General features: G+C 72.1%; 16 protein-coding genes and 2 tRNA genes. 7 read left to right on the top strand and 11 right to left on the bottom strand.

The annotated features are described in order from the left end of the window. Positions 1-66 precede the first annotated feature (66 nt). Positions 67-142, bottom strand: a tRNA-Asn gene (locus tag ACFZAX_RS20655). A gap of 5 nt (positions 143-147) precedes the next feature. Further along, positions 148-220, bottom strand: a tRNA-Asn gene (locus ACFZAX_RS20650). A gap of 221 nt (positions 221-441) precedes the next feature. On the opposite strand from ACFZAX_RS20650, the gene ACFZAX_RS20645 reads away from it, so the two are divergent. The 4 genes from ACFZAX_RS20645 to ACFZAX_RS20630 all read left to right on the top strand — a co-directional run bounded on the left by ACFZAX_RS20645 (position 442) and on the right by ACFZAX_RS20630 (position 6,110). Beyond that, positions 442-759 (top strand): YtxH domain-containing protein, encoded by a 318-nt coding sequence (locus ACFZAX_RS20645; protein ID WP_386888422.1) that lies wholly within the window; start codon positions 442-444, stop codon positions 757-759. Positions 760-858: 99 nt separating this feature from the next. Then, a complete protein-coding gene (locus tag ACFZAX_RS20640) occupies positions 859-2,331 on the top strand; it encodes an FGGY family carbohydrate kinase (protein WP_390963267.1) in 1,473 nt (490 codons plus the stop codon). Positions 2,332-2,451: 120 nt separating this feature from the next. Further along, the gene (locus tag ACFZAX_RS20635) at positions 2,452-4,185 is read left to right on the top strand and encodes an ABC transporter transmembrane domain-containing protein (RefSeq protein ID WP_390963266.1); all 1,734 of its coding nucleotides are present in this window, start codon (positions 2,452-2,454) and stop codon (positions 4,183-4,185) included. Continuing rightward, positions 4,185-6,110, top strand: coding sequence for an ABC transporter transmembrane domain-containing protein (locus ACFZAX_RS20630; RefSeq protein ID WP_390963265.1), 1,926 nt, complete (start codon positions 4,185-4,187; stop codon positions 6,108-6,110). The genes ACFZAX_RS20635 and ACFZAX_RS20630 overlap by 1 nt, the downstream gene beginning before the upstream one ends. Positions 6,111-6,204: 94 nt before the next feature. Here the strand turns inward: ACFZAX_RS20630 and ACFZAX_RS20625 are convergent, their stop codons facing one another. From ACFZAX_RS20625 to ACFZAX_RS20595, 7 genes are all read right to left on the bottom strand, one after another. Next, positions 6,205-7,398 carry a sigma-70 family RNA polymerase sigma factor gene (locus tag ACFZAX_RS20625; RefSeq protein WP_390963321.1) on the bottom strand — a complete coding sequence of 398 codons (1,194 nt, stop codon included), beginning with the start codon at positions 7,396-7,398 and terminating at the stop codon, positions 6,205-6,207. Positions 7,399-7,525: 127 nt separating this feature from the next. Continuing rightward, positions 7,526-9,445: a DNA primase gene (gene dnaG, locus ACFZAX_RS20620; protein WP_390963264.1), complete on the bottom strand. Its 1,920-nt coding sequence runs from the start codon at positions 9,443-9,445 to the stop codon at positions 7,526-7,528. A gap of 169 nt (positions 9,446-9,614) precedes the next feature. Further along, positions 9,615-10,874, bottom strand: coding sequence for an FAD-dependent oxidoreductase (locus tag ACFZAX_RS20615; RefSeq protein WP_390963263.1), 1,260 nt, complete (start codon positions 10,872-10,874; stop codon positions 9,615-9,617). Between the two features lie 296 nt (positions 10,875-11,170). Continuing rightward, positions 11,171-12,607 carry a deoxyguanosinetriphosphate triphosphohydrolase gene (locus ACFZAX_RS20610; RefSeq protein WP_390963262.1) on the bottom strand — a complete coding sequence of 479 codons (1,437 nt, stop codon included), beginning with the start codon at positions 12,605-12,607 and terminating at the stop codon, positions 11,171-11,173. Between the two features lie 162 nt (positions 12,608-12,769). Beyond that, complete coding sequence (locus tag ACFZAX_RS20605) at positions 12,770-13,738, bottom strand: CbiX/SirB N-terminal domain-containing protein (protein WP_390963260.1); 969 nt, start codon at positions 13,736-13,738, stop codon at positions 12,770-12,772. Between the two features lie 9 nt (positions 13,739-13,747). Next, positions 13,748-14,668 (bottom strand): HAD-IIB family hydrolase, encoded by a 921-nt coding sequence (locus ACFZAX_RS20600; RefSeq protein ID WP_390963258.1) that lies wholly within the window; start codon positions 14,666-14,668, stop codon positions 13,748-13,750. Between the two features lie 106 nt (positions 14,669-14,774). Then, positions 14,775-17,120, bottom strand: coding sequence for a GH92 family glycosyl hydrolase (locus ACFZAX_RS20595; RefSeq protein WP_390963256.1), 2,346 nt, complete (start codon positions 17,118-17,120; stop codon positions 14,775-14,777). A gap of 335 nt (positions 17,121-17,455) precedes the next feature. On the opposite strand from ACFZAX_RS20595, the gene ACFZAX_RS20590 reads away from it, so the two are divergent. After that, positions 17,456-17,890, top strand: coding sequence for a hypothetical protein (locus ACFZAX_RS20590; protein WP_390963255.1), 435 nt, complete (start codon positions 17,456-17,458; stop codon positions 17,888-17,890). 33 nt (positions 17,891-17,923) lie between these two features. Here ACFZAX_RS20590 and ACFZAX_RS20585 read toward each other — a convergent pair whose 3' ends face one another. Next, positions 17,924-19,030 (bottom strand): hypothetical protein, encoded by a 1,107-nt coding sequence (locus ACFZAX_RS20585; RefSeq protein ID WP_390963253.1) that lies wholly within the window; start codon positions 19,028-19,030, stop codon positions 17,924-17,926. 12 nt (positions 19,031-19,042) lie between these two features. Next, positions 19,043-20,383, bottom strand: a complete 1,341-nt coding sequence (locus tag ACFZAX_RS20580; protein WP_390963252.1) for a cytochrome P450 — start codon at positions 20,381-20,383, stop codon at positions 19,043-19,045. A gap of 272 nt (positions 20,384-20,655) precedes the next feature. Here ACFZAX_RS20580 and ACFZAX_RS20575 point away from each other — a divergent pair, with 272 nt between their 5' ends. Together ACFZAX_RS20575 and ACFZAX_RS20570 are read left to right on the top strand one after the other, a co-directional pair. Then, positions 20,656-21,396, top strand: a complete 741-nt coding sequence (locus ACFZAX_RS20575) for an ElyC/SanA/YdcF family protein (RefSeq protein WP_390963251.1) — start codon at positions 20,656-20,658, stop codon at positions 21,394-21,396. 77 nt (positions 21,397-21,473) lie between these two features. Further along, on the top strand, positions 21,474-22,259 hold the full coding sequence (locus tag ACFZAX_RS20570; protein WP_390963250.1) for a hypothetical protein: 786 nt from the start codon (positions 21,474-21,476) through the stop codon (positions 22,257-22,259). The last annotated feature ends 80 nt before the right edge of the window (positions 22,260-22,339 follow it).

Raw genomic sequence — 22,339 nt, 5'->3', positions numbered from 1 at the left:
GGGAAGCGCCCTGGAAACGGGGTGGGCGTACAACGCGAAAGAGGACCCCGAGGGGTCCTCTTTCGTTGGCTCCCCCGACTGGACTCGAACCAGTAACCCTCCGGTTAACAGCCGAATGCTCTGCCAATTGAGCTACAGGGGACCGCGCTCCCCCGACTGGACTCGAACCAGTAACCTGCCGGTTAACAGCCGGCTGCTCTGCCAATTGAGCTACAGGGGATTGCTGCGTTGCCTCGAAATCGTACCTGCCTGGCTACTGCCGAGCGGCGCGCGTTCGCTGCGACACATACATTAGCGCAAGCAGGGGGGTGCTTCGCCAATCGGTACGTCCCGGGGTGATCTCGGGTGCCTCCGGGTAGGCGGGGAGCAGACGTCCCGCGCAGCGGGCGTCCCACGCAGAGAACGCCTCACGCAGCGAACGCAGAACGAAGGGTGACTGCCATGCGGTACCGGCTCACGTTCATCGCCGGCCTCGCTCTCGGCTACGTGCTCGGCACGCGGGCCGGCCGGGAGCGCTACGAGCAGCTGAAGAAGTCCGCCCGCCAGGTCGCCGAGAACCCCGCCGTGCGCAACACCGTGGAGTCCGCCGCGCAGAGCGGCCGGGAGTACGCGGGGAAGGCGTACCACTCGGTGAGCGAGATGGTCGGCGAGAAGGTCGAAGGCCGGGTGCCCGCCTCGGTGGCCGACCGGGTGCGGTCGCTCCGGGAGCGCGCCGGGCACAACGGCGTCGAGGACGACTGGGGCACCACCAACACCTGACCCGCCCCGCGTCCCACGGCCCGGCGCCTCAGGCCCCCGCACACCGCGGGGGCCTGAGGCGGTTGCGGGAAAGCCCGGGCGATGCGGCAGAATCCGTACATGGGCATAGTCGCCGGCTTGGACAGTTCCGCCGCCTTCACGCACATCGTCGTCTGCGACACGGACACGGGTGCCGTGCTGCGGGAGGGGTACGCCGCACATCCGGTCGAACCGAAGGCCGCGGAGGTGGATCCGCAGGCGTGGCTCCTCTCCCTCGGTGAGGCGGCCGCAGGCGGGCTGCTCGAAAACGTCGAGGCGATCGGGGTCGCCGCGCAGCAGCACGGGCTGGTGGCGCTGGACCGGCAGGGCACGCCCGTCCGTCCCGCGCTGGTGGGCAACGACCGGCGGGCGCAGGTCGCCGCGGCGGATCTGGTCGACGGGCTCGGCGGGCGGCAGGCCTGGGCCGAGGCGGTCGGGGCGGTGCCGCAGGCTTCGCAGCCGGTGGCGAAGCTGCGGTGGCTGGCGCGTACCGAGCCGGAGAACGCGCAGCGGGTGGCCTCCGTGCTCCAGCCGCACGACTGGCTGGTGTGGCAGTTGCTGGGCCGTCCCGCCCGGCGGACCACCGACCGGGGCGGCGCGTCCGGTACGGGGTACTGGTCGGCGCGCACCTCGTCCTACCGGCCCGACCTCGTGGAGCTCGCGCTCGGTCACCAGGCCGCGCTGCCCGAGGTCCTCGGCCCGTCCGACGCGGCCGGTACGACCCCCGAGGGGCTGCTGATCTCCGCCGGTACCGGCGAGACGATGGCGGCGGCGTTCGGGCTGGGGGTGGCGGCCGGGGACGCCGTGGTGTCGCTGGGGGCCTCCGGTTCCGTGATGGCGGTGCACCACGAGGCGCTGGCCGATCCGGGCGGGATGATCACCTCGTTCGCCGACGCCACCGGGATGCACCTGCCGGTGGTGCACACCTCCAACGCGGTACGGGCCCTGCGCGGGACCGCCGACATGCTCGGGCTCGACGGCGGGCCGGAGGAGCTGTCGGCGCTCGCGCTGAAGTCGACGCCCGGCTCATCGGGGCTCGTGCTCCTCCCGTACCTGGAAGGCGAGCGGACCCCGCAGCTGCCGCACGCGGCGGGCACGCTCTGCGGGCTGCGGCGCGAGTCGATGAAGCCGGAGCACCTGGCGCGGGCCGCGTTCGAGGGGATGCTCTGCTCGCTGGCCGACGCGCTCGACGTGCTGCGCCGGCGCGGGGTGCAGGTGCGGCGGGTGTTCCTGCTGGGCGCGGCGGCCGAACTGCCCGCCGTGCGGGCGATGGCGCCGGCGCTCTTCGGTACGCAGGTCGTCGTGCCGCAGCCCGCGCAGTACGCGGCGCTCGGCGCGGCCCGGCAGGCGGCGTGGGCGCTGGGGGTCTCGCGGGGCCGGCTCGACCCGGCCACTCCCCCGGCCTGGCAGGGTGCGGCGGCGCAGGTGCTGGAGCCGGGCGAGGAGCTGCCGGTGGGGCGGGCGGTGCGTCAGCAGTACGAGGCGACGCGCGACCAGATCCACCCGGGGGCGTTCGCGTCCGACGGAGCGGACGCGGAGGGCGGTACGGACTGACGGCTGGGGTGAGCCCCGCGTCCGCTTCTTGACCTCTGCTTGGGGAAATCCGTTCGTCCCTTCGGAGGGCGGCACGGCAAGATGGTTCGGCCTCTGCCGTCGCCGACCCGAGAGACACGCGTGCTCATAAAACTGCTCAGGTCCTTCCTGGGCCCCTACCGAAGGCCGATCCTGCTGCTGGTGTTCCTCCAGCTCCTGCAGACCTGCGCCTCGCTCTACCTGCCCAGCCTGAACGCCGACATCATCGACAACGGTGTCGTGAAGGGCGACACGGGCTACATCCTGGAGTACGGCGGCGTGATGATCGCCGTCAGTGTGGTCCAGGTCGTCTGCAACATCGGCGCCGTCTACTTCGGGGCGCGGACCGCTTCCTCGCTCGGCCGCGACCTGCGGGCGTCGGTCTTCGACCGGGTGCAGTCGTTCTCGGCCCGTGAGGTCGCCCGGTTCGGGGCGCCCTCGCTGATCACCCGTACGACCAACGACGTCCAGCAGATCCAGATGCTGGTCCTGATGAGCTTCACGCTGATGGTGTCCGCGCCGATCATGTGCGTCGGCGGGATCATCATGGCGCTCGGCCAGGACGTGCCGCTCTCCGCCGTGCTGCTGGCCGTGGTGCCGCTGCTGGGGATCGCGGTGAGCCTCATCGTCCGGAAGATGCGGCCGCTGTTCCGGACGATGCAGAAGCGGCTCGACACGGTGAACCGGGTGCTGCGCGAGCAGATCACCGGCAACCGCGTGATCCGCGCCTTCGTGCGCGACGGGTACGAGGTGAAGCGGTTCCGGGGTGCGAACACGGAGCTGACCGACGTGGCGGTGTCCACGGGCCGGCTGATGGCGCTGATGTTCCCGACCGTGATGACGGTGGTGAACGTGTCGTCGATCGCGGTGGTGTGGTTCGGTGCGCACCGGATCGACAGCGGCGGGATGCAGATCGGCGCGCTGACGGCGTTCCTGTCCTATCTGATGCAGATCGTCATGTCCGTCATGATGGCCACCTTCATGTTCATGATGGTGCCGCGCGCCGAGGTGTGCGCCGAGCGCATCGACGAGGTCCTGGAGACCGAGTCCAGCGTGGTGCCGCCCGTCGCCCCGGTGACGGAGCTGCGCCGGCACGGCCATCTGGAGCTGCGGGGTGCGGAGTTCCGCTACCCGGGCGCCGAGGAGCCGGTGCTGCGCGCGGTGGACCTGGTGGCGCGGCCCGGCGAGACGACGGCGATCATCGGGTCGACGGGCAGCGGGAAGTCGACGCTGCTGGGGCTGGTGCCGCGGCTGTTCGACGTGACGGAGGGCGAGGTCCTCGTCGACGGGACGGACGTGCGGACCCTCGATCCGGCGCTGCTGGCGAAAACGGTGAGCCTGGTCCCGCAGAAGCCGTATCTCTTCTCGGGGACGGTGGCGTCGAACCTGCGGTACGGGAACCCGGACGCGACCGACGAGGAGCTGTGGCACGCGCTGGAGGTGGCGCAGGCCAAGGAGTTCGTGGAGCGGCTGGACAACGGCCTGAACTCGGCGATCGCGCAGGGCGGCACCAATGTCTCCGGCGGTCAGCGGCAGCGTCTGGCCATCGCGCGGACGCTGGTGCGCAAGCCGGAGATCTATCTCTTCGACGACTCGTTCTCGGCGCTCGACTACGCGACGGACGCGGCGCTGCGCGCGGCGCTCGGGCGGGAGACGGCGGGGGCGACGGTGGTGATCGTCGCTCAGCGGGTGTCGACCATCCGCGAGGCCGACCGGATCCTCGTCCTGGACGAGGGCCGGCTCGTGGGCACGGGTACCCATCGCGAGCTGATGGACGGCAATGAGACGTACCGGGAGATCGTTCTCTCCCAGCTGACGGAAGCGGAGGCGGCGTAATGGCCGGGCCGGGCGGACGGATGATGGCCGGGGCGCCCGCGAGCAAGTCCGCGGACTTCAAGGGGTCGGCCAAGCGGTTGCTGGGGAGGTTCGGCACGGAGAAGTCCTCGCTGTACCTGATGCTCCTCGCGGGTGTGCTGAGCGTGGGTCTGTCGGTGGTGGGGCCGAAGATCCTGGGCACGGCGACGGACCTGATCTTCGGCGGGGTCATCGGGCGGAGCATGCCCGAGGGCGCCACGAAGGCGCAGGCGATCCAGGCGCTGCGGGACAAGGGCGACGGCGCGATGGCCGACCTGCTCTCCGGGGTGGACTTCACTCCGGGGCAGGGCATCGACTTCACCGCGGTGGGCCATGTGCTGCTGGCGGTGCTGGCGGTCTACGTCGGTGCCGGTCTGCTGATGCTGGTGTCGACGCGGCTGTCGATCCGGATGATCAACCGGGTGGTGTTCCGGCTCCGCGAGGATCTCCAGACGAAGCTGTCGCGGCTGCCGCTGTCGTACTTCGACCAGAAGCAGCGCGGTGAGGTGCTGAGCCGGGCGACGAACGACATCGACAACATCTCGCAGACGCTCCAGCAGACGATGGGGCAGCTGATCAACTCGCTGCTGACGATCGTCGGCGTGCTGGTGATGATGTTCTGGATCTCGCCGCTGCTGGCGCTGGTCGCGCTGATCACGGTGCCCCTGTCGGTGGTGGTGGCGTCGCGGGTGGGCAAGCGTTCGCAGCCGCACTTCGTGCAGCAGTGGAAGGTGACGGGCAAGCTCAACGCCCACATCGAGGAGATGTACACCGGGCACAGCCTGGTGAAGGTCTTCGGGCGCCAGGACGAGTCGGCGCAGCAGTTCGCCGAGGAGAACGAGGCGCTGCACGAGGCCGTGTTCAAGGCGCAGTTCAACAGCGGGATCATGCAGCCGCTGATGATGTTCGTGTCGAACCTGAACTACGTGCTGGTCGCCGTCGTCGGCGGGCTGCGGGTGGCGTCGGGTTCGCTGTCGATCGGTGACGTGCAGGCGTTCATCCAGTACTCGCGGCAGTTCTCGATGCCGCTGACGCAGGTCGCGTCGATGGCGAACCTGCTGCAGTCCGGTGTCGCGTCGGCCGAGCGGGTCTTCGAGCTGCTGGACGCCGACGAGCAGGAGACGGACCCGGTGGACGCGGAGCGTCCCGCCGAGCTGCTGGGCAGTGTGCGGCTGGAGAACGTGTCGTTCCGCTACGACCCGGAGAAGCCGCTCATCGAGGATCTGTCGCTGAGCGTGGAGCCGGGGCAGACGGTCGCCATCGTGGGGCCGACGGGGGCGGGCAAGACCACGCTGGTCAACCTGCTGATGCGGTTCTACGAGGTGACCGGCGGGCGGATCGTGCTGGACGGCGTGGACGTGGCGAGGATGTCGCGCGACGAGCTGCGGTCCGGGATAGGGATGGTCCTCCAGGACACCTGGCTGTTCGGCGGGTCGATCGCGGAGAACATCGCGTACGGCGCGGCGCGCGAGGTCACCCGGGAGGAGATCGAGGAGGCGGCGCGCGCGGCCCACGCGGACCGGTTCGTCCGTACGCTCCCCGAGGGGTACGACACGGTCATCGACGACGAGGGCACCGGTGTCAGCGCGGGCGAGAAGCAGCTGATCACCATCGCGCGGGCGTTTCTGTCCGACCCGGTGATCCTCGTCCTCGACGAGGCGACCAGCTCGGTGGACACCCGTACCGAGGTGCTGATCCAGAAGGCGATGGCACGTCTCGCGCACGGGCGGACCAGTTTCGTGATCGCGCACCGGCTCTCCACGATCCGGGACGCCGACGTGATCCTGGTGATGGAGAACGGTTCGATCGTGGAGCAGGGTTCCCACGACGAGCTGCTGACGGCGAAGGGCGCGTACGCGCGCCTGTACGCGGCGCAGTTCGCCGAGGCGCTGGCCGAGGTCGACTGAGGGCCGTGCGGCGGCCGAAGGGCGCCCCCGGACGGTCCGCACGGCCGTCCGGGGGCGCCCTTCGGCGTTCGCGGGACCAGAGGGGCCGGGGGCCTCAGTCGAGGTAGCCGCGGAGCTGCCCGGCGTAGGCGTGGCCGCGGAGCCGCGCGAGGGTCTTGGCCTCGATCTGGCGGATGCGCTCGCGGGTCACGCCGAAGAGCGTGCCGATCTCCTCCAGGGTGCGGGAGCGTCCGTCGTCGAGGCCGTAGCGGAGCCGGACGACCCGGCGTTCGCGTTCGCCGAGGGTGGAGAGCACGGCTTCGAGGTGTTCGCGCAGCAGGAGGAAGGACGCCGACTCGGCGGGTGAGGCGGCGTCGCCGTCCTCGATGAGGTCGCCGAGGCAGGCGTCGTCCTCCTCGCCGACCGGGGCGTGCAGGGAGACGGGTTCCTGGGCGAGCCGCAGGACCTCGCGGACGCGTTCACCGCTGAGTTCGAGTTCGGCGCCGACCTCCTCGGCGGCGGGCTCGTAGCCGCGTTCCTGGAGCAGTCTGCGGCGTACCCGGACGACGCGGTTGATCTGCTCCACGACGTGGACCGGGACGCGGATGGTGCGGGCCTGGTCGGCGAGGGCGCGGGACATGGCCTGGCGGATCCACCAGGTCGCGTAGGTGGAGAACTTGTAGCCCCGGGTGTAGTCGAACTTCTCGACCGCCCGGATGAGCCCGACGTTCCCCTCCTGCACCAGGTCGAGCATGGTGAGGCCGCGTCCGACGTAGCGTTTGGCGACGGAGACGACGAGCCGGAGGTTGGCCTCGATGAGGCGGCGTTTGGCGGTGCGGCCGAGGACGACGATCAGGTCGAGGTCGTGGGCGAGCCGGGAGTCGGGGCTGGGGCCGGTGGTGAGGCGTTGCTCGGCGAAGAGCCCTGCTTCGACGCGGCGGGCCAGTTCCACCTCCTCGGCGGCGGTCAGCAGCGGGACGCGGCCGATCTCGCGGAGGTACTGGCGCAGCAGGTCCGAGCCGGCCCCGGTGCGGTCGGTGGTCCGGCCCGGGGGCGCGGCGGGTGCGGTCTCCTCGTCGTCCTGCTCCTCCAGCACGGCGTCGGGGGGCGCGGGCGGCCGGGCCCCGCTCTCCGGATGGTGCGCGGCCCTGCTCTGCGGGGGAATCGCGGGGCCGTACGCGGGGGTGTGCACGGGGGCGTGGTCCGTCGTACTCGTCACGGTCCGGGTCTGCACGGGGGCGACCTCCAGGTGATCGCTGCCGGAGCGCGGTGACGGGGGTCCGCCCTCGGTGGGCCGACGCGCTCCGATGACTCAGGCACCGCCGTCCAGTGTGGCGTACGGCACAACGCCGCCACGAGGGGCGTGCGGCGACTTTTTCGGTGCCGCCCTTCCGCGTGCGTGCCGGGGCGTGCCGGGTGTCAGAGCGCGGCGGGTGTCAGAGCGCGTCGGTGCCGTGGCTGCGGAGCGCCTGGGCGTACTGCTGGAGGACCCAGACCTCGTTCTGCGCGGCGGCGAGGTGGTCGGGGGCGACCTGGGAGCCGAGGCGGGCGAGGCTGCTGTTCACGTCGGCGATCCTGCGGTCCACGGCGCGCAGCCGGACCTGGACGAGCTGCATGCCCGCGTAGGTCTCGTCGATGGACTTGCCGTGGAAGACCTCGACGGCCAGCTCGGTGACGAGTTTGCGCACCGAGTCGTGCGGGGTGGCTTCGAGGACGGCGGCCAGGTAGTCGCGGGGTTCGGCGACGCCCTGTTCGGCGCCGCCCGCCTCGGCGATGCACTCGCGCACCGCCGCGTAGGGCGGGGCGGTGAACTCGTCGGAGCCGTACGCGTCGAAGGCGGGCGAGACGAGGGCGGGCTTCTGGAGGGCCAGCTTGAGGAGCTCGCGTTCGGTGCGGTGGGCGGGGCTGCGGAGGTTGAGCGCGGGGCCGGAGGGGGTGATGGAGACGGGCGCGACGTCCTGGTGCCGGCCACCGGGACGGGCCTGCTTGCCGCCGTTGCCCTGGCGTCCGCCGTCGCCGCCCCGGCCGCGCGCCCACTGGGCGAGCTGGTGGACGCGGTGGACGACGTACTCCTGGTCGAGGATGCCGACGAGCCCGGCGAGCTGGACGGCCACCTCGCGCTGGACGCTGCTGGTCTTGATCTTCGCGACGACGGGCGCGGCCTCGTCCAGGGCGGCGGCGCGGCCGGCCGGGGTCTCCAGGTCGTAGCGTCCGACGATCTGGCGGAGCGCGAACTCGAAGAGCGGGGTGCGGGGCTCGACCAGGTCGCGGACGGCGTCGTCGCCCTTGACCAGGCGCAGGTCGCACGGGTCCATGTTGTCGGGCGCGATGGCGATGTACGTCTCGGCGGCGAACTTCTGGTCGTCCTCGAAGGCGCGCAGGGCGGCCTTCTGGCCGGCCGCGTCGCCGTCGAAGGTGAAGATCACCCGGGCGCTGCCGTTGTCCATCAGGAGGCGGCGCAGGATCTTGATGTGGTCGTTGCCGAAGGCGGTGCCACAGGTGGCGATGGCGGTGGTGACGCCGGCCAGGTGGCAGGCCATGACGTCGGTGTAGCCCTCGACGACGACGGCCCGGCTGGCCTTGGCGATGTCCTTCTTGGCGAGGTCGATGCCGTAGAGGACCTGCGACTTCTTGTAGACCGGGGTCTCGGGGGTGTTCAGGTACTTCGGGCCGTTGTCGTCGTCGCGGAGCTTGCGCGCGCCGAAGCCGACGATCTCCCCGGCGGTGTCGCTGATGGGCCACATCAGCCGGCCCCGGAACCGGTCGATCGGGCCGCGCCGGCCGTCCTGGGAGAGGCCGGAGGTGATGAGTTCCTTGTCGCTGAAGCCCTTGCCGCGCAGGTAGCGGGTGAGGTGGTCCCATCCTGCGGGGCTGTAGCCGACGCCGAAGTGGGCGGCGGCGGCCTGGTCGAAGCCTCGCTCCGCGAGGAACTTCCGGCCGATCTCGGCCTCGGGTCCGTCGAGCTGCTCGACGTAGAACTTCGCGGCGGCCTGGTGGGCCTCGATCAGCCGGATGCGTTCGCCGCGCTGGTGGGAGGGGTTGTAGCCGCCCTCCTCGTAGCGCAGGGTGATGCCCGCTTTCGCGGCGAGGCGCTCGACCGTCTCGGAGAAGGTGAGGTGGTCGATCTTCATCACGAACGCGAGGGTGTCGCCGCCCTCCTGGCAGCCGAAGCAGTGGAACAGGCCCTTGGAGGGACTGACCTGGAAGGAGGGGGACTTCTCGTCGTGGAAGGGGCAGAGTCCCTTGAGGTTTCCGCCGCCCGCGTTCTTGAGCTGGAGGTATTCGGACACGACGGAGTCGATCGGGACCGCGTCCCGTACCGCCTTCACGTCGTCGTCATTGATCCTGCCAGCCACGGGTGAAGTCTACGGGGGCGCGAGGGGTTGCTGCCCTGGCCGGGAGGCGGCGGGCGGGAGCGCGCACGTGCGCCGGGTGGTTGCCGGTGGCATGTCCCGTACACAGAGGTGCGGACGCAGCTTCGTGTACGGGACGGGGCCCGGCGTACGGAACGGGGGTACGGAAGGCTCAGAGCAGGGATTCGAGCGGCACCGAGGGGTCGGCCAGGGCGTCCGGGTCGAGCTGGGAGCGGGCGGTGATCAGCGCCTGGACGGTCTCCGTGACGTCCCACACATTGACGTTCATCCCGGCCAGCACGCGGCGGTCCCGCAGCCAGAAGGCGAGGAACTCGCGCTTGCGGGCGTCGCCCCGGATGACGACCTGGTCGTAGCTGCCGGGCGGCGCCCACCCCGAGTACTCGAGGCCCAGGTCGTACTGGTCGGAGAAGAAGTACGGCACCCGGTCGTAGGTCACCTCCTGCCCGAGCATCGCGCGGGCGGCTGCCGGGCCGCCGTTCAGCGCGTTGGCCCAGTGCTCGACGCGCAGCCGGGTGCCGAAGAGCGGGTGCTCGACCGAGGCGACGTCCCCGGCGGCGTAGATGTGCGGGTCGGAGGTGCGCAGCGAGGCGTCCACGGCGATGCCGCCGCCGTGCGCCCGGTCGGCCAGTTCCAGCCCGGCGGCCTCGGCGAGGGCGGTGCGCGGAGCGGCGCCGATCGCGGCGAGCACGTGGTGGGCCGGGTGCTCCTCGCCGTCGTCGGTGCGCGCGGCGAGCACCACGCCGTCCTGGCCGACGATCTCGGTGAGGTGGGCGCCGAAGTGGAAGCGGACGCCGTGGTCGCTGTGCAGGTCGGTGAAGATCTGGCCCAGTTCGGGGCCGACGACTCCGTGCAGCGGGGTCGGTTCGGGCTCGACGACGGTGACCTCGGCGCCGTAGCCGCGGGCCGCCGCCGCGACCTCCAGGCCGATCCAGCCGGCCCCGGCGATCACCAGGTGGCCGTTGTCCCGCCCGAGGGCGGAGAGGACCCCGCGCAGCCGGTCGGCGTGGGCGAGGCGGCGCAGGTGGTGGACGCCGACCAGGTCGGTGCCCGGGACGGGCAGGCGGCGCGGTTCGGAGCCGGTGGCGAGGAGCAACTTGTCGTAGTGGATCACGGTGTTGTCGCCGAGCTGGACGGAACGGGCGTACCGGTCGACGGAGGTGACCGGCTGGCCGAGGTGGAGTTCCACGTCGGCGCCCGCGTACCACGCCTTCTCCTGGACGAACACGCTGTCGCGGTCCGCCTTTCCGGCGAGGTACCCCTTGGAGAGCGGGGGCCGCTCGTAGGGGTGGTCGAGTTCGTCGCCGATCAGGATCACCCGGCCGTCGAACCCCTGCGAGCGGAGCTCCTCGGCCGCCTTCGCGCCGGCCAGTCCTCCGCCGACGATGACGAACGTCCTGTGTGCGTCCACCACTTGCTGCCTCCTCAGTGCGTACTGCGCGGCGCCCTCACCCTGCGAGCCTCCCGCACGGAGAGTGAGGGCGAAAGAGGGTGTGCCCCTCATGGCGCATGTCCCATGGTTGCGCGCCCGGCTGTGTGCCAGCACATCATCCGCCCCGCCGCCGGGGGCGGTCGCCGCGCCCCGCAGGTCACGACGCGTCAGGAGTGGGGCCGGGTCGTCGCGTTCGGGTCGGGCGGGGTCGCGCGTCCGGGCCGGGCCGGGCCCGCGTGGCCGGCGCGGTCCGGACGCGCGGCCCCGCGCGGCAGCCCTCAGGTCAGGTACGTGTGCAGGGAGCGGGCCGAGGCGTCGGTGAGGGCGGCGATCTGGTCCACCAGGACACGTTTGCGGGCCCGGTCGTCGGGCGCGCTCTCGAACAGGGCGCGGAACTGGGGTTCCAGGCCTTCCGGTGCCCGGGCGGTGAGCGCGGCGGCGAGTTCGGCGATGACGACGCGCTGGTCGGCGCGGATCGCCTCCTGTTCGGTGCGCTGCATGACGTACCGGACGGCGACGGCCTTGAGCACCGCGCACTCGGCGCGGACCTCGCGGGGGACGACGAGTTCGGCTCCGTACCGGGTGAGCCGGCCGGGGCCGTGGACCTCGCGGGTCGCGGTCTCGGCGGCCTGGCAGAACCGGCCGATGAGCTGGCTGGTGGCGTCCTTCAGCCGGGCCTGGGCCACGGCGGAGCCGTCGTAGGTGTGCGGCCACCACTCCTGGCCGGTGAGCCGGTCCAGTGCCGCCGCGAGCTCCTCGGGGTCGGTGTCCGGCGGGACGTACCGGCCGATGGCCGCCGCCCAGATCGCCTCCCGCTCGGCGGGGTCGTGCAGGCGGGCGGGGACGAAGTGGCCCGCGTGCAGGCCGTCCTCGAAGTCGTGGACGGAGTAGGCGACGTCGTCGGACCAGTCCATCACCTGGGCCTCGAAGCAGGTCCGGCCGGGCGGGGCGCCCTCGCGGGCCCAGGTGAAGACCGGCAGGTCGTCCTCGTACACCCCGAACTTGGCCGATTTCGGGTCGGTGGGGTGCCCGCCGCGCGGCCAGGGGTACTTGGTGGCGGCGTCGAGTGCGGCCCGCGAGAGGTTGAGGCCGACGCTGGACGGTTCGCCGGTGCGCGGGTCGCGGACGAACCGCTTCGGCTCCAGCCGGGTCAGCAGCCGCAACGACTGGGCGTTGCCCTCGAAGCCGCCGCAGTCGGCGGCGAACTCGTTGAGCGCCTGCTCGCCGTTGTGGCCGAACGGCGGGTGGCCCATGTCGTGCGCGAGGCAGGCCGTCTCCACCAGGTCAGGGTCGCAGCCGAGGACCGCCCCCAGCTCACGGCCGACCTGCGCGCACTCCAGGGAATGCGTGAGCCGGGTGCGCGGGCTGGCGTCCCAGCCGACGCCCCGGGTGCCGGGGGTGACGACCTGCGTCTTTCCGGCCAGTCTGCGCAGCGCGGCGGAGTGCAGCACCCGGGCGCGGTCGCGCTGGAAGGCGGTGCGCCCGGGGCGCTTGTCGGCCTCGGTGTCCCAGCGCGTGGTGTCGGAGGGGGTGTAGCCCGAGGGCGAGTCGGCGGCGGGGGCGGTGGGGCGCGGCGTCAAAGGCGCCGACGCGGCGGCCCGGTCCGTGCCGGGTGCGCCGGGGCCCTTGTCGTGTACGTCCCGGTCCGTGCCGTCGGTGTGCGGTGTCCCGTGGTGGTGTGTCCCGTGCGTACCGATCCCGTGTGTCCCGTCCATGGTTACGACCATAACGACCGTCTCGGACAACGGGCCGGGACGGATGCCGGGAATCTTCGTCCGGCCTGCGGCGCTCCGTCCGGACGTGCTGTCCCGCTCCGTGGTGATCGACACGCGGGCCGGTCCGTTCCTCCGCCGGAGGGCCGCGCGTCGCGGAAGGCGTCAGGCCGACGCGAGGAGCGGTTCGCCCACCGGAACCGCGCCCGCGCACGCCTGGTCGTAGCGGTGCAGCAGCAGTCGGACCATCGCGGGGTGGTCGCCGAGCGGGGCCGCCGCGATGCCGGGGGCGGCGTCCGCCGCCGCCGTCGCGAAGCGGCCGGGGGCGGTGAAGTACGAGGCCACGGCGGTGCGGTGGTACCCCCGGGCGGTGAGCGCGCGGACCGCTACGGACACGGTGGGCGTGGCGGCGGAGGCGTACGCGGGCACCACCGGCACCCCGCCCAGCCGCTCGGCGAGCAGCCGGGCGGTGCGCCGGGTGTCGGCGGCGGACTCGGGGTCGCGGGAACCGGCGGCGGCCAGCACCACGGCGCCCCCGCGCCCGGCCGTCCAGCCTGCTTCGACGAGCCGCCCGTGCAGCGCCTCCACCAGCAGCGGGTGGGGGCCGAGCGGGGCGGCGACGCGGGTACGGACGGCGGGTGCGGCGGCGGCGAGCGCGGGCAGGTCCTGCTTGACGTGGTAGCCCCGGCCGAGCAGGAGCGGCACGAGGACGGCGGAGCCGCCCGCGAGCCCGGCGAGCGTCTGCGGCAGCAGCGGTTCGTTCAGCTCGATGTGGCCGAGGCGGACGTCGAGGCCGGGCCGCTTCTCCCTTACTCGGTCCAGGAGTTGCGTCACGGTCCGGAGCGCCCGCGGGTCCCGGCTGCCGTGCGCCACGGCGACCAGGGCCGGGGAGCCGTGGGCCTCTTCGGGGGTGTGGCCCGTGGGGCGGGCGGAGTGCCGGGTGCGCTGCATGGGCCTGCGGGTTCCGTTCCGGGAGACGACGGCGGGGACGACGGGGCGCCGGGGTGCGGGGACGTCGCCAGGCCTGGTGCCGAGGAGCCCGTCTGTCGTCCTGGCACCAGCCTGCCGGGCGGAGGTTGCCGGCCCGTTGCGGCGAGGGCCCGGGGTGTTTGCGCCGTCCTCACGGGCGGGCACGGGCCGTTGTCAGCTCCCCGGCACGGGCGTGACAAGGGGGACGGGGGCCGCCGGGGCGACCGGGACGGCGTGGACGACCGGGGTGACCGTGAGCTCCTCCCCCGTGCCCGGGTCCCCCGCGCCGAGGGGCCCGTACAGCCGCTCCAGGACGACGCCGACCCCGTCCTCCTCGTGCGAGAGCGTGCGGTACGGGGCTGCGGCGAGGACGGTGGGGTGGGCGTTGGCCATGGCGTACCCGGCTCCGGCCCAGCGGAGGATGTCCAGGTCGTTGGGCATGTCACCGAAGGCGACGACGTCGGCGGCGGTGAGCCCGCGCTCCGCGCAGAGCAGCGACAGGGTGCCCGCCTTGGTGACTCCCCGGGCGCTGATCTCCAGCAGTCCGCGCCCGCCGGAGTGCGTGTACTGGGCGAGCCCGGGCGCCACCCGCTCGACCGTCGCGAGCAGGGTGTCGGCGTCGGTCCGGTCCGACCAGGCGAGCAGCTTGGCGAGCGGAATCCCGGTCTGCCAGAGCGCTTCCCGGGACGGGAGGACGGACTCGAAGGCGGGGTCGCCGGAGAAGCGCAGCAGGAAGGCGGGTTCGAAGTGGATGTGGCCCGCGGCCTCGATCCCGAAGGAGATCTCCGGCAGCTCCGCCGCGAGGAGGCCGGCCACCGTCCGGGCGGTGGGCAGGGCCAGCGGCCGGGAGGCGGTGACCGTGCGCGTGGCGATGTCGTAGACGACGGCGCCGTTGCTGCACACCGCCGTGCCGGTCAGCCCGGTCGTCCCGGCGAGCCGGTCCAGGTAGCGGGGCGGCCGGGCGGTGACCACGACGACCTCGGCACCGGCGTCCTGCGCGGCCCGCAGGGCGCGCAGGTTCCGCTCGGAGAGGCTGCCGTCACGTCGCAGGAGGGTGCCGTCGAGGTCGGTGGCGACCAGTCGTGGAAGCGTCATCGCACGATGCTACGGGGTGCTCCCGCCGCGAAACGTGCGAGGACCCGCCCCCGGTGAGGGGCGGGTCCTCGTCCCGGTGTGCACCGGGTGCGGGCCGGTCAGCGCGTCACTTCAGGGCGGGCGGAGCCGCCTTCACCGAGGTGCCCCACGTGGTGGGCTCGGTGCCGACCTCGTAGGTCAGCTCGCGGGTGTCACGGATGTCGTCCGTGGTCAGGTACGTCTTGGCGTACGAGCGGCCGTCGGCCTTCGCGGACTGGATGTAGCGCACCGAGTCCGAGGTGCCCGGAGCCTTCACGGTGAGCTTGCCGTTCGGGTAGTAGCGCTTGTCCAGCGTCAGGTCCACCCGCTCGAAGACGGGGGTGGAGAGGCCCCAGGTGTCGGTGCCCGGCTGGACCGGGAAGATCCCGATGGAGGAGAGGACGTTCCAGGCGGACATCGTGCCGAGGTCGTCGTTGCCCGTCATACCGGTCGGGGCGTCCGTGAAGAGGGTGAGCGCGGCGTGCACCACGTCGGTCGTCTTCCAGGGCTGGCCGGTCGAGAGGTAGGTGTACGGGGCGATCAGGTCGGGCTCGTTCTGCGGGTTGTACTTGTCCGCGTTGTAGTACGCGTACGGGCCGTTGACCCACGTCTCACGGGCGGTCTTCGCCGGGTCCTGGACCAGCTGGTCGTAGGCGAAGAAGGAGTCGAGACGGGCGTTGGCGGACTGGGTGCCGCCGATCAGGTCGACCATGCCGGGCAGGTCCTGGGGGACGAGCCACTGGTACTGCCACGAGGTGCCCTCGTGGAAGCCCACGCTCTGCGCCGGGTCGACCGGGCCGGTGAAGGCGCCGGAGGCGTCACGGGCGCGGAAGAAGCCGGTCGAACTGTCGAAGATCTTGCGGTAGTTCTGGGCCCGCTCGGTGTAGCGCGCGGCGTCGGCCTTGTGGCCGAGGTCCTTGGCCATCTGGCCGAGCATCGCGTCGGAGAGCGCGTACTCCAGGGTCGCGGAGGCGCCGTGGTCGTAGTCCGAGTCGCCGGGCTTCACGTGCGCGCGGTTCTCGATGTACGGGGCGAAGCCGTTGGCGAGGTACTCCTTGTTGGCCTCGCGGCCCACCGGAGCGGAGTCGGCGGGCGGCACGCCGTCCGCGTTCTTCTTCAGCGCCTTGTAGGCCTTCTCCTCGTATCCCTTGAGGAGGCCCTGCTGGTAGGCGTTGGTGAGGAACGGGGTGACCGGGTCACCGGTCATGATGTTCGTCTCGACCGTGCCGTAACCCCACTTGGGGAGCCAGCCGCTCTCTTCGTCGATCTTGATGACGGAGATCGCCATGTCGCGGGACTCGCGGGGCGCGAGCAGCGACAGCAGCTGGGCCTGGGTGCGGTAGGTGTCCCAGAGCGACCAGTTCTGGTAGTACGTGAAGCCCTTGGCCCGGTGGATCTTCTGGTCCCAGCCGGTGTAGCGGCCGTCCACGTCGCTGCCCACGTTGGGCGCGAGGAACGAGCGGTACAGCGAGGAGTAGAAGGTCCGGCGGACGGTCTCGCTGCCGCCCTGCGCCTTGACGTCGTCGAGGCGGTCCTCCCACGCGGCCTGCGCGGCCTTCGCGACGTGGTCGTAACTACGGCCGCCCTCGGAACGGAGGTTGAGGGCCGCGCCCTTGGCGTCCACGTAGGAGATCGCGGTCGTCGCCTCGACGGTGCGGTCCTTGGTGGTGTCGAACCGCAGGAAGGCGCCGTTGCGCTCACCGGCGGCGGTGGAGGACGTGGAGCCCTCGGTGACGACGTCGCCCTTCCACGTACCGGAGACCTTGAACGGCCGGTCGAAGCGGGTGATCGTGTACACCGTGTACGGCTTGGTGTCCTGGCAGAAGCCGCTGCCGGTGATGGCGGTGCGCACGGTGCGGCTGTCGAGGATCTCGACCTTGGTGCTCACCGTCTTGTGCAGCGACTGGCCCGCGTTGATCAGGACGTTGGCCTTGTCGGTGGCCGGGAAGGTGTAACGCTGCACACCTGTACGGGCGGTGGCGCTCAGCTCCGCCTCGATGCCGGATTTCAGGCCGACTGCGTACGTGCCGGGAGCGGCCTTCTCGTCGTCGTGGCTGAACTCCGCGGCGTAGACGGCGTTGTCCGTCGAGGTGATGTCGCCGGTCGTCGGAAGCACCGGGAGGTCACCGCCGAGGCCACAGCCCACACCGGAGATGTGCACGGTGGAGAAGCCCCGGATGTGGTTCTGGGTGTAGTCGTACCCGGTGTTGTGTCCGGTGTCGGGCGAGAACTGCACCATGCCGAACGGCACGGCCGCACCGGGGTAGGTGTTGCCCTCGTTCTCGGACCCGATGAACGGGTTGACGAGATCGGTGAGCCTGTCCTGACCGTGCCGGCCGGAGTCGGCCGCGGCCGGCGCGGCGACGGCTCCGCCGAGGAGCGCGGCCGTGGCGGCCGCCGTCCCCGCGCCACGCATCCAGTGGGTCCATCTCATGGAAAGAACGCCTCTTCCGACGTAGACAACGTTGTCATACCGCAGTGCGTGATCATTCTTGGCCCGTCTTCGTGTACTCGTCAAGGGTCGCGACACGGTGAACTCCCGGCGCCGCGGGCCGGGGGACTCCCGGCCACGAATCGACAACGAGGGCACAACGGAGGGGAGCACGAGGGTCGGCGAGGACTCCGTCCACATCGCCCCCTTGTCGGAGTTCGAGGCCACGGCGTGCGACGGCGTCTGAAATCCGGCTCCCCACGGATGCCCCACCCCCGAACCGGACAAGGCCGGTTGGCGTATCGCCCGCCCCTCGGAGCGGCCCGTAGGCTTCAGTCATGACCGCTCCTTCAGCCATGACTGCTCAGTGGTACGTCCTGATCGAGGAGGACACCCGCGAGACACGGCGGGCCGACGGCGTCGAACTGAGGCTGCATCACTGGACGTTGGTGGCCACTCACGCGGTGAGCGGCACGGAGGAGGCGGCTCGCGCGGTCGCCGAGGACGCGGCGCTGCACTACGTGCCGGGCATCCTGGCCCGCCACGCCCGGCCCGGGGACACCCCGGGCCGCAACGCCTTCCTCGCCGGCGACGGCTCCTGGCTGGTCCACGTCCGCCAGAACCGCCGCGCGTGCCACTTCCGCGTGAGCATCGCCCGTCTCATGCACACGCGCGAGGAGGGGCAGGCCCCGCCGAAATCGCTGAAGGAGAAGGTCCGTCACGCCCTGGACGGCCCCGAGCCGCCGCCGGTGCCGTGGACGCCCAAGGGGTGAGACCGTGCCGGACAGACCGGCGCGCGACCGCGGTCAGCGACCGTTGAGGACGTCGTCCACGACGGCGGACAGGCTGTCGTTCATGGGCAGTCGGGCCATCTGGCGGCGTTCGATGTAGCGGTCCACGAGCCGGGCGTACGAGAGGGAGACCCGGGAGTAGCGGTCGTAGACGGTGCCGGGGAAGTCGGTGACGTCGTGGAAGTGGGCGGTGAGGCGCAGGAACGTACGGTGAAGCCGGGTGCGGTGGCGTTCGTTCTCCCCTCCGTCCCGGCCGGGGCGGACGCCGAAGTTGGTCGGTTCCTTCACGCCGACGCCGTACTGGTCCTTGGAGATGTCCATGCCGAGGGTCTGGGCCACGCTTGCCGCGACGAAGGCCGCCCAGTCGCAGTCGTCGAAGGGCAGGCGGAAGTAGTAGGCGATCAGGTGCAGGACGGGCAGGGTCTCGGCCGCGTAGGTCCGCACGATACTCGCGCGCAGGACGTCCGGCTCACGGACGTACGCCTGGATGGCGTCGAGGTGGCCCGGCGGTGCCATGTCCGGTGCGGCGGTGGACCACTTCTCGTAGAACTGGATCCGTGCGCTGAACAGTGTCTCCTGGTAGGCGTGGGCGAGCCACCGTGCGTCGCGGTCGCCGCCGAGCGCCTTCACCCGGTCCAGCACCTCCCCCAGGCTCTCGTCCCCGATCCGGTGCACGCCGCCGGCCACGTCCTGCGGCGGGACGACGATGTCGTCCAGGACCGCCATCGACGCCACGGCCTTGGCGATCGCGTGCCACAGCGGATCCGGGCGGTAGCCGGCGAGCCACAGGGTGAGCCACTGCACGGCGTCCCGGACGATGTACCGGTGCACGCCCTCAAGTGACGTGTCGCCCTTGCGCGTGCAGATCAGCTCCGTCGGCCCGGCCATGCCCAGCCACGCGGCGAAGGCACGCCCCTGCGCAGTGCTCCGGTACGCCTCGTCGGTGGCGTCGAGCAGCGCGAGCCGGTCCCGGCGGCACTCACCCTCGATCTTCAGCAAGGCCGCCTTGTCCAGCGGCTCGGGCTCGTCCTCCGGGAGGAACCGGGTCAGTCCCCGCACCTGGGCGTCCCGCGCCCGCGCAGTGCCGAACAGGTCTGTCTCGCTCAGGTGGAACTCCAGCATCGACTCTCCTGGTCAGCTCGGTTCGCGCGGAGTGAGGGACATCGGCAGGGCATCGGGGTGGATCTGTGCGTCCGCCACCGCCCGGACCCTGTGCCCCGGGGCGGGGTGCAGATGACGGCGCGTGGTGACGGCGGAGAGCACGGCGAGCATCTCGGCCCACGCGAAGCCGTCGCCGATGCACTTCCTGTTGCCGGCGCCGAAGGGCAGGTAGGCGGCGCGCGGCAGGCTCTTCTCCGGCCGGGTCAGCCACCGGTCGGGGTCGAAGCGCAGGGGGTCGGGGAAGCAGGCGGGGTCGCGGTGGAGCGTCGCCGCGCTGTAGATCACCTCGGCCCCGCGCGGGATCTCGTACCGCCCGACGCGCACGGGCTCCAGCGCACGCCGCCCCATGAACCACAGGGGCTGGTACAGGCGCAGCACCTCCTGGACGAACCGCGTGGTGTACGGCAGGGCCGCGGGGGTGACGACGCCCGGCCCGGCGGCCCGCGCTTCGGCGTTCATCCGGTCGGCCATGTCCGGGTTGCGGGCGAGTACGTGCAGGGCCCACGACAGGGTGGTGGCCGTGGTCTCGACGCCGGCAACGAGGAGGGTGAGCATCTCGTCGCACGCTTCCTCGTCCGTCATGCCGCCCTCGTGCGCCAGCATGAGCGCGAGGACGCCGTGGCTCTCCGGGCTGCTGCGGGCCTGCCGTACGGCCGACTCGGCGAGCCGGCGCAGCGCCGCCGCCGAGGCCAGGAACTTCCGCCGCCCCGGAGTCGGTACGACGGCCAGCGCCGGCGGCAGGATGGTGGCCCGGAGGACCCCTTGCACGAGAACCCCGAGGTCATCGCTGACACGCGCGCCGAGATCCTCGATGGCCCGCCCGGTCTCCGAACCCTCGGCGAACGGGAAGAGGGCCGGCACCAGCATCGCGGCGGCCAACTCGCGCATCTCCCGCTCCATGGCCACCACCCGCCCCGTCGGCCAGCCGTCCACCCGCGTCCCGGCGACCTCCACGAACGTCTCCGTGTAACGGGCGACCCGCTCCCGGTGGAACGCCGGCTGCATGGCGCGCCGCTGCCGGAGATGAAAGGGGCCGTCGGACGTCGCCAGCCCGTTGCCCATGTACGGCCGGACCCGGTCGAACAGAGCGCCCTTGCTGAACTTCCCGCTCTGCACCACCAGGACGTCGTGGATGGCCTCGGGGGCGTTCAGTACGTAGAAGGAACGCCGCCCCAGCCTCATCTCCACGACGTCGCCGTGACCCCGCAGCCCTTGCAGGAACGCCGCCCGCCCCCGTGCCAGCTTGAGCAGATGCCCCACCACCGGGGATCCACCGGGTGCGAGTGGAACCTCGCCCGCCCCTGCCTCGTTCACTCCGAGCCCTCCTCGCCCCCAGGCATGCCCGAACACCGTAGCGATCACGAACCCCTGGGGACACAGGCGAATCAGCCGATCATCGGCGTCGTCCCTGTCCCGAATGCGCCACCACGCCGCTGTCAGGAGTCCGGGAGTTCCAGAAGTCCGGGCCCCGCGGCTCCGCACCCGGGAGAAGTCCCCCGGGCGCAGAACCCCCGAGCCCGCTCGTTCGTCCCTGGTGAGGGGGAGGGCCGCACGAGCGCCGTGCGCCGCTCATCGAGGGGAGTTCGATGCGACGACCGAGACTGACGGGAGCCCTGGTGCCGCCGAGGCTGCGGCGGGCCCTGCGGCCGAGCGTGTGGGTCGCACGGCTCCCGCGTACCCGGCGCGGTCAACGGCGGGCGCTGCAAGGGCTGATGGTGGCCTGCGCGGTGGCGCTGGCGCCGATGACCTGGATGTACACGTCGGCCGAGGCGCACGTACGCACCACCGCCGACGCGCCGGCCGAGGGCGTGGCCGTGGTGTTCGGGGCCGGTCTGTGGGACGGGAAGCCGACCCCGTACCTCGCCCACCGGCTGGACGCGGCGGCCGAGTTGTACCGGACCGGCAAGGTGCAGGTCCTCCTGGTGACCGGGGACAACAGCACGCGGGAGTACGACGAGCCGGACGCGATGCGGACCTACCTCACGGCGCACGGGGTGCCCGCCGCCCGCATCGTCAGCGACTACGCGGGCTTCGACTCGTGGGACTCCTGCGTGCGGGCGAAGAAGATCTTCGGGGTGGACCGCGCGGTCCTGGTGAGCCAGGGGTTCCACATCCGGCGCGCGGTCGCGCTCTGCCGGGCCGCCGGGATCGACGCGTACGGGGTCGGAGTGGACGAGCCGCACGACGTCACCTGGTTCTACGGCGGCGCCCGCGAGGTCTTCGCGGCGGGCAAGGCGGCCCTGGACGCCGTGCTCCGGCCCGACCCGCACTTCCTGGGCCACAAGGAGACCGGCGTCGCGGACGCCCTGGCGGCGGCGCGGGGGTGAGGGTGCGGCCTCGCGCGTGGACGGCCGGCCCGTGAGCGGGCTGTGACCGCCTCGGGCGCGACCGCCGAGGGCGGCGCATGAGGGCTCCCCCGGGCGGGCATCACCGCATCGTGAAGTCGACGGGGTGCGGACGGGGCGGGAACCGCGGGCGGCTGCCCGTCTGGTTGCGGTGGCTGGTCGCCCTCGCGGCCGGGTGGGGGGTCTTCGTCTGCGGTCAGCAGATCGCCGACGGGTACGCCGCGACCATGGACTACCGCGACGCGCCGCTCTGCGCGGCCGGTGGCGGGAACGGCGGTGGCAGCGGGAGCGCGGCCGGGGGTGGCGGTGACGAGGACGCGTGCGTGCGGCGCGAGGCGGGCACGGTGCGCGACAGCCGTACGGGCGAGCAGTGCAGCTACGACGGCAGCAGCGGGGGCGCCGGAGGCGGCACGACGACCTGCACGACGTACTACGACGTCAAGGTCGAACGGAATGCTCGCACCGACTGGTTGGCGGTGGACTCGGGAACGTACGACGAGGCCGGGGCGGGCGACCCCGCCGAAGTCCGCCTGTGGCAGGGCGAGATCGTGGGACTGCAGGTGCTCGGTCGCACGTACTCCTACGAACCGTCCTCGCAGAGCGGGGTCCTGTGGCAGCTGGCGGTGGGCTGCCTGGCCCTGGCGGTGGGCGCATGGGCGGTGCTGAGCGGACGCCTCTCCGAGCTGTTCGCCTTCCACAGTTTCGGCCTGCTCTTCGTGGCCTTCGGGACCGCGTGGCTCGCCTCCCTGGCCCTGTTCGGCGGGCATTGGCCGACCTGGGCGTTCGCGAGCGTGTGGACGGGGTTCGCGGTCTTCTGGACGGTGAGTGCCCGGCGGATGGGGTGATGGCCGGGAGCGGCCGGGCCCGTGTCTCCACCGCCCGCAGGGCCGCAGGGATGTCCGGCGGATCGTGAGTTGCTCGCGGT

This window comes from Streptomyces sp. NPDC008125 (assembly GCF_042957125.1).
GTDB lineage: Bacteria > Actinomycetota > Actinomycetes > Streptomycetales > Streptomycetaceae > Streptomyces.
The sequence above is the reverse complement of the archived record's forward strand: the minus strand, read 5'-3'. Positions and strand labels throughout refer to the sequence as shown.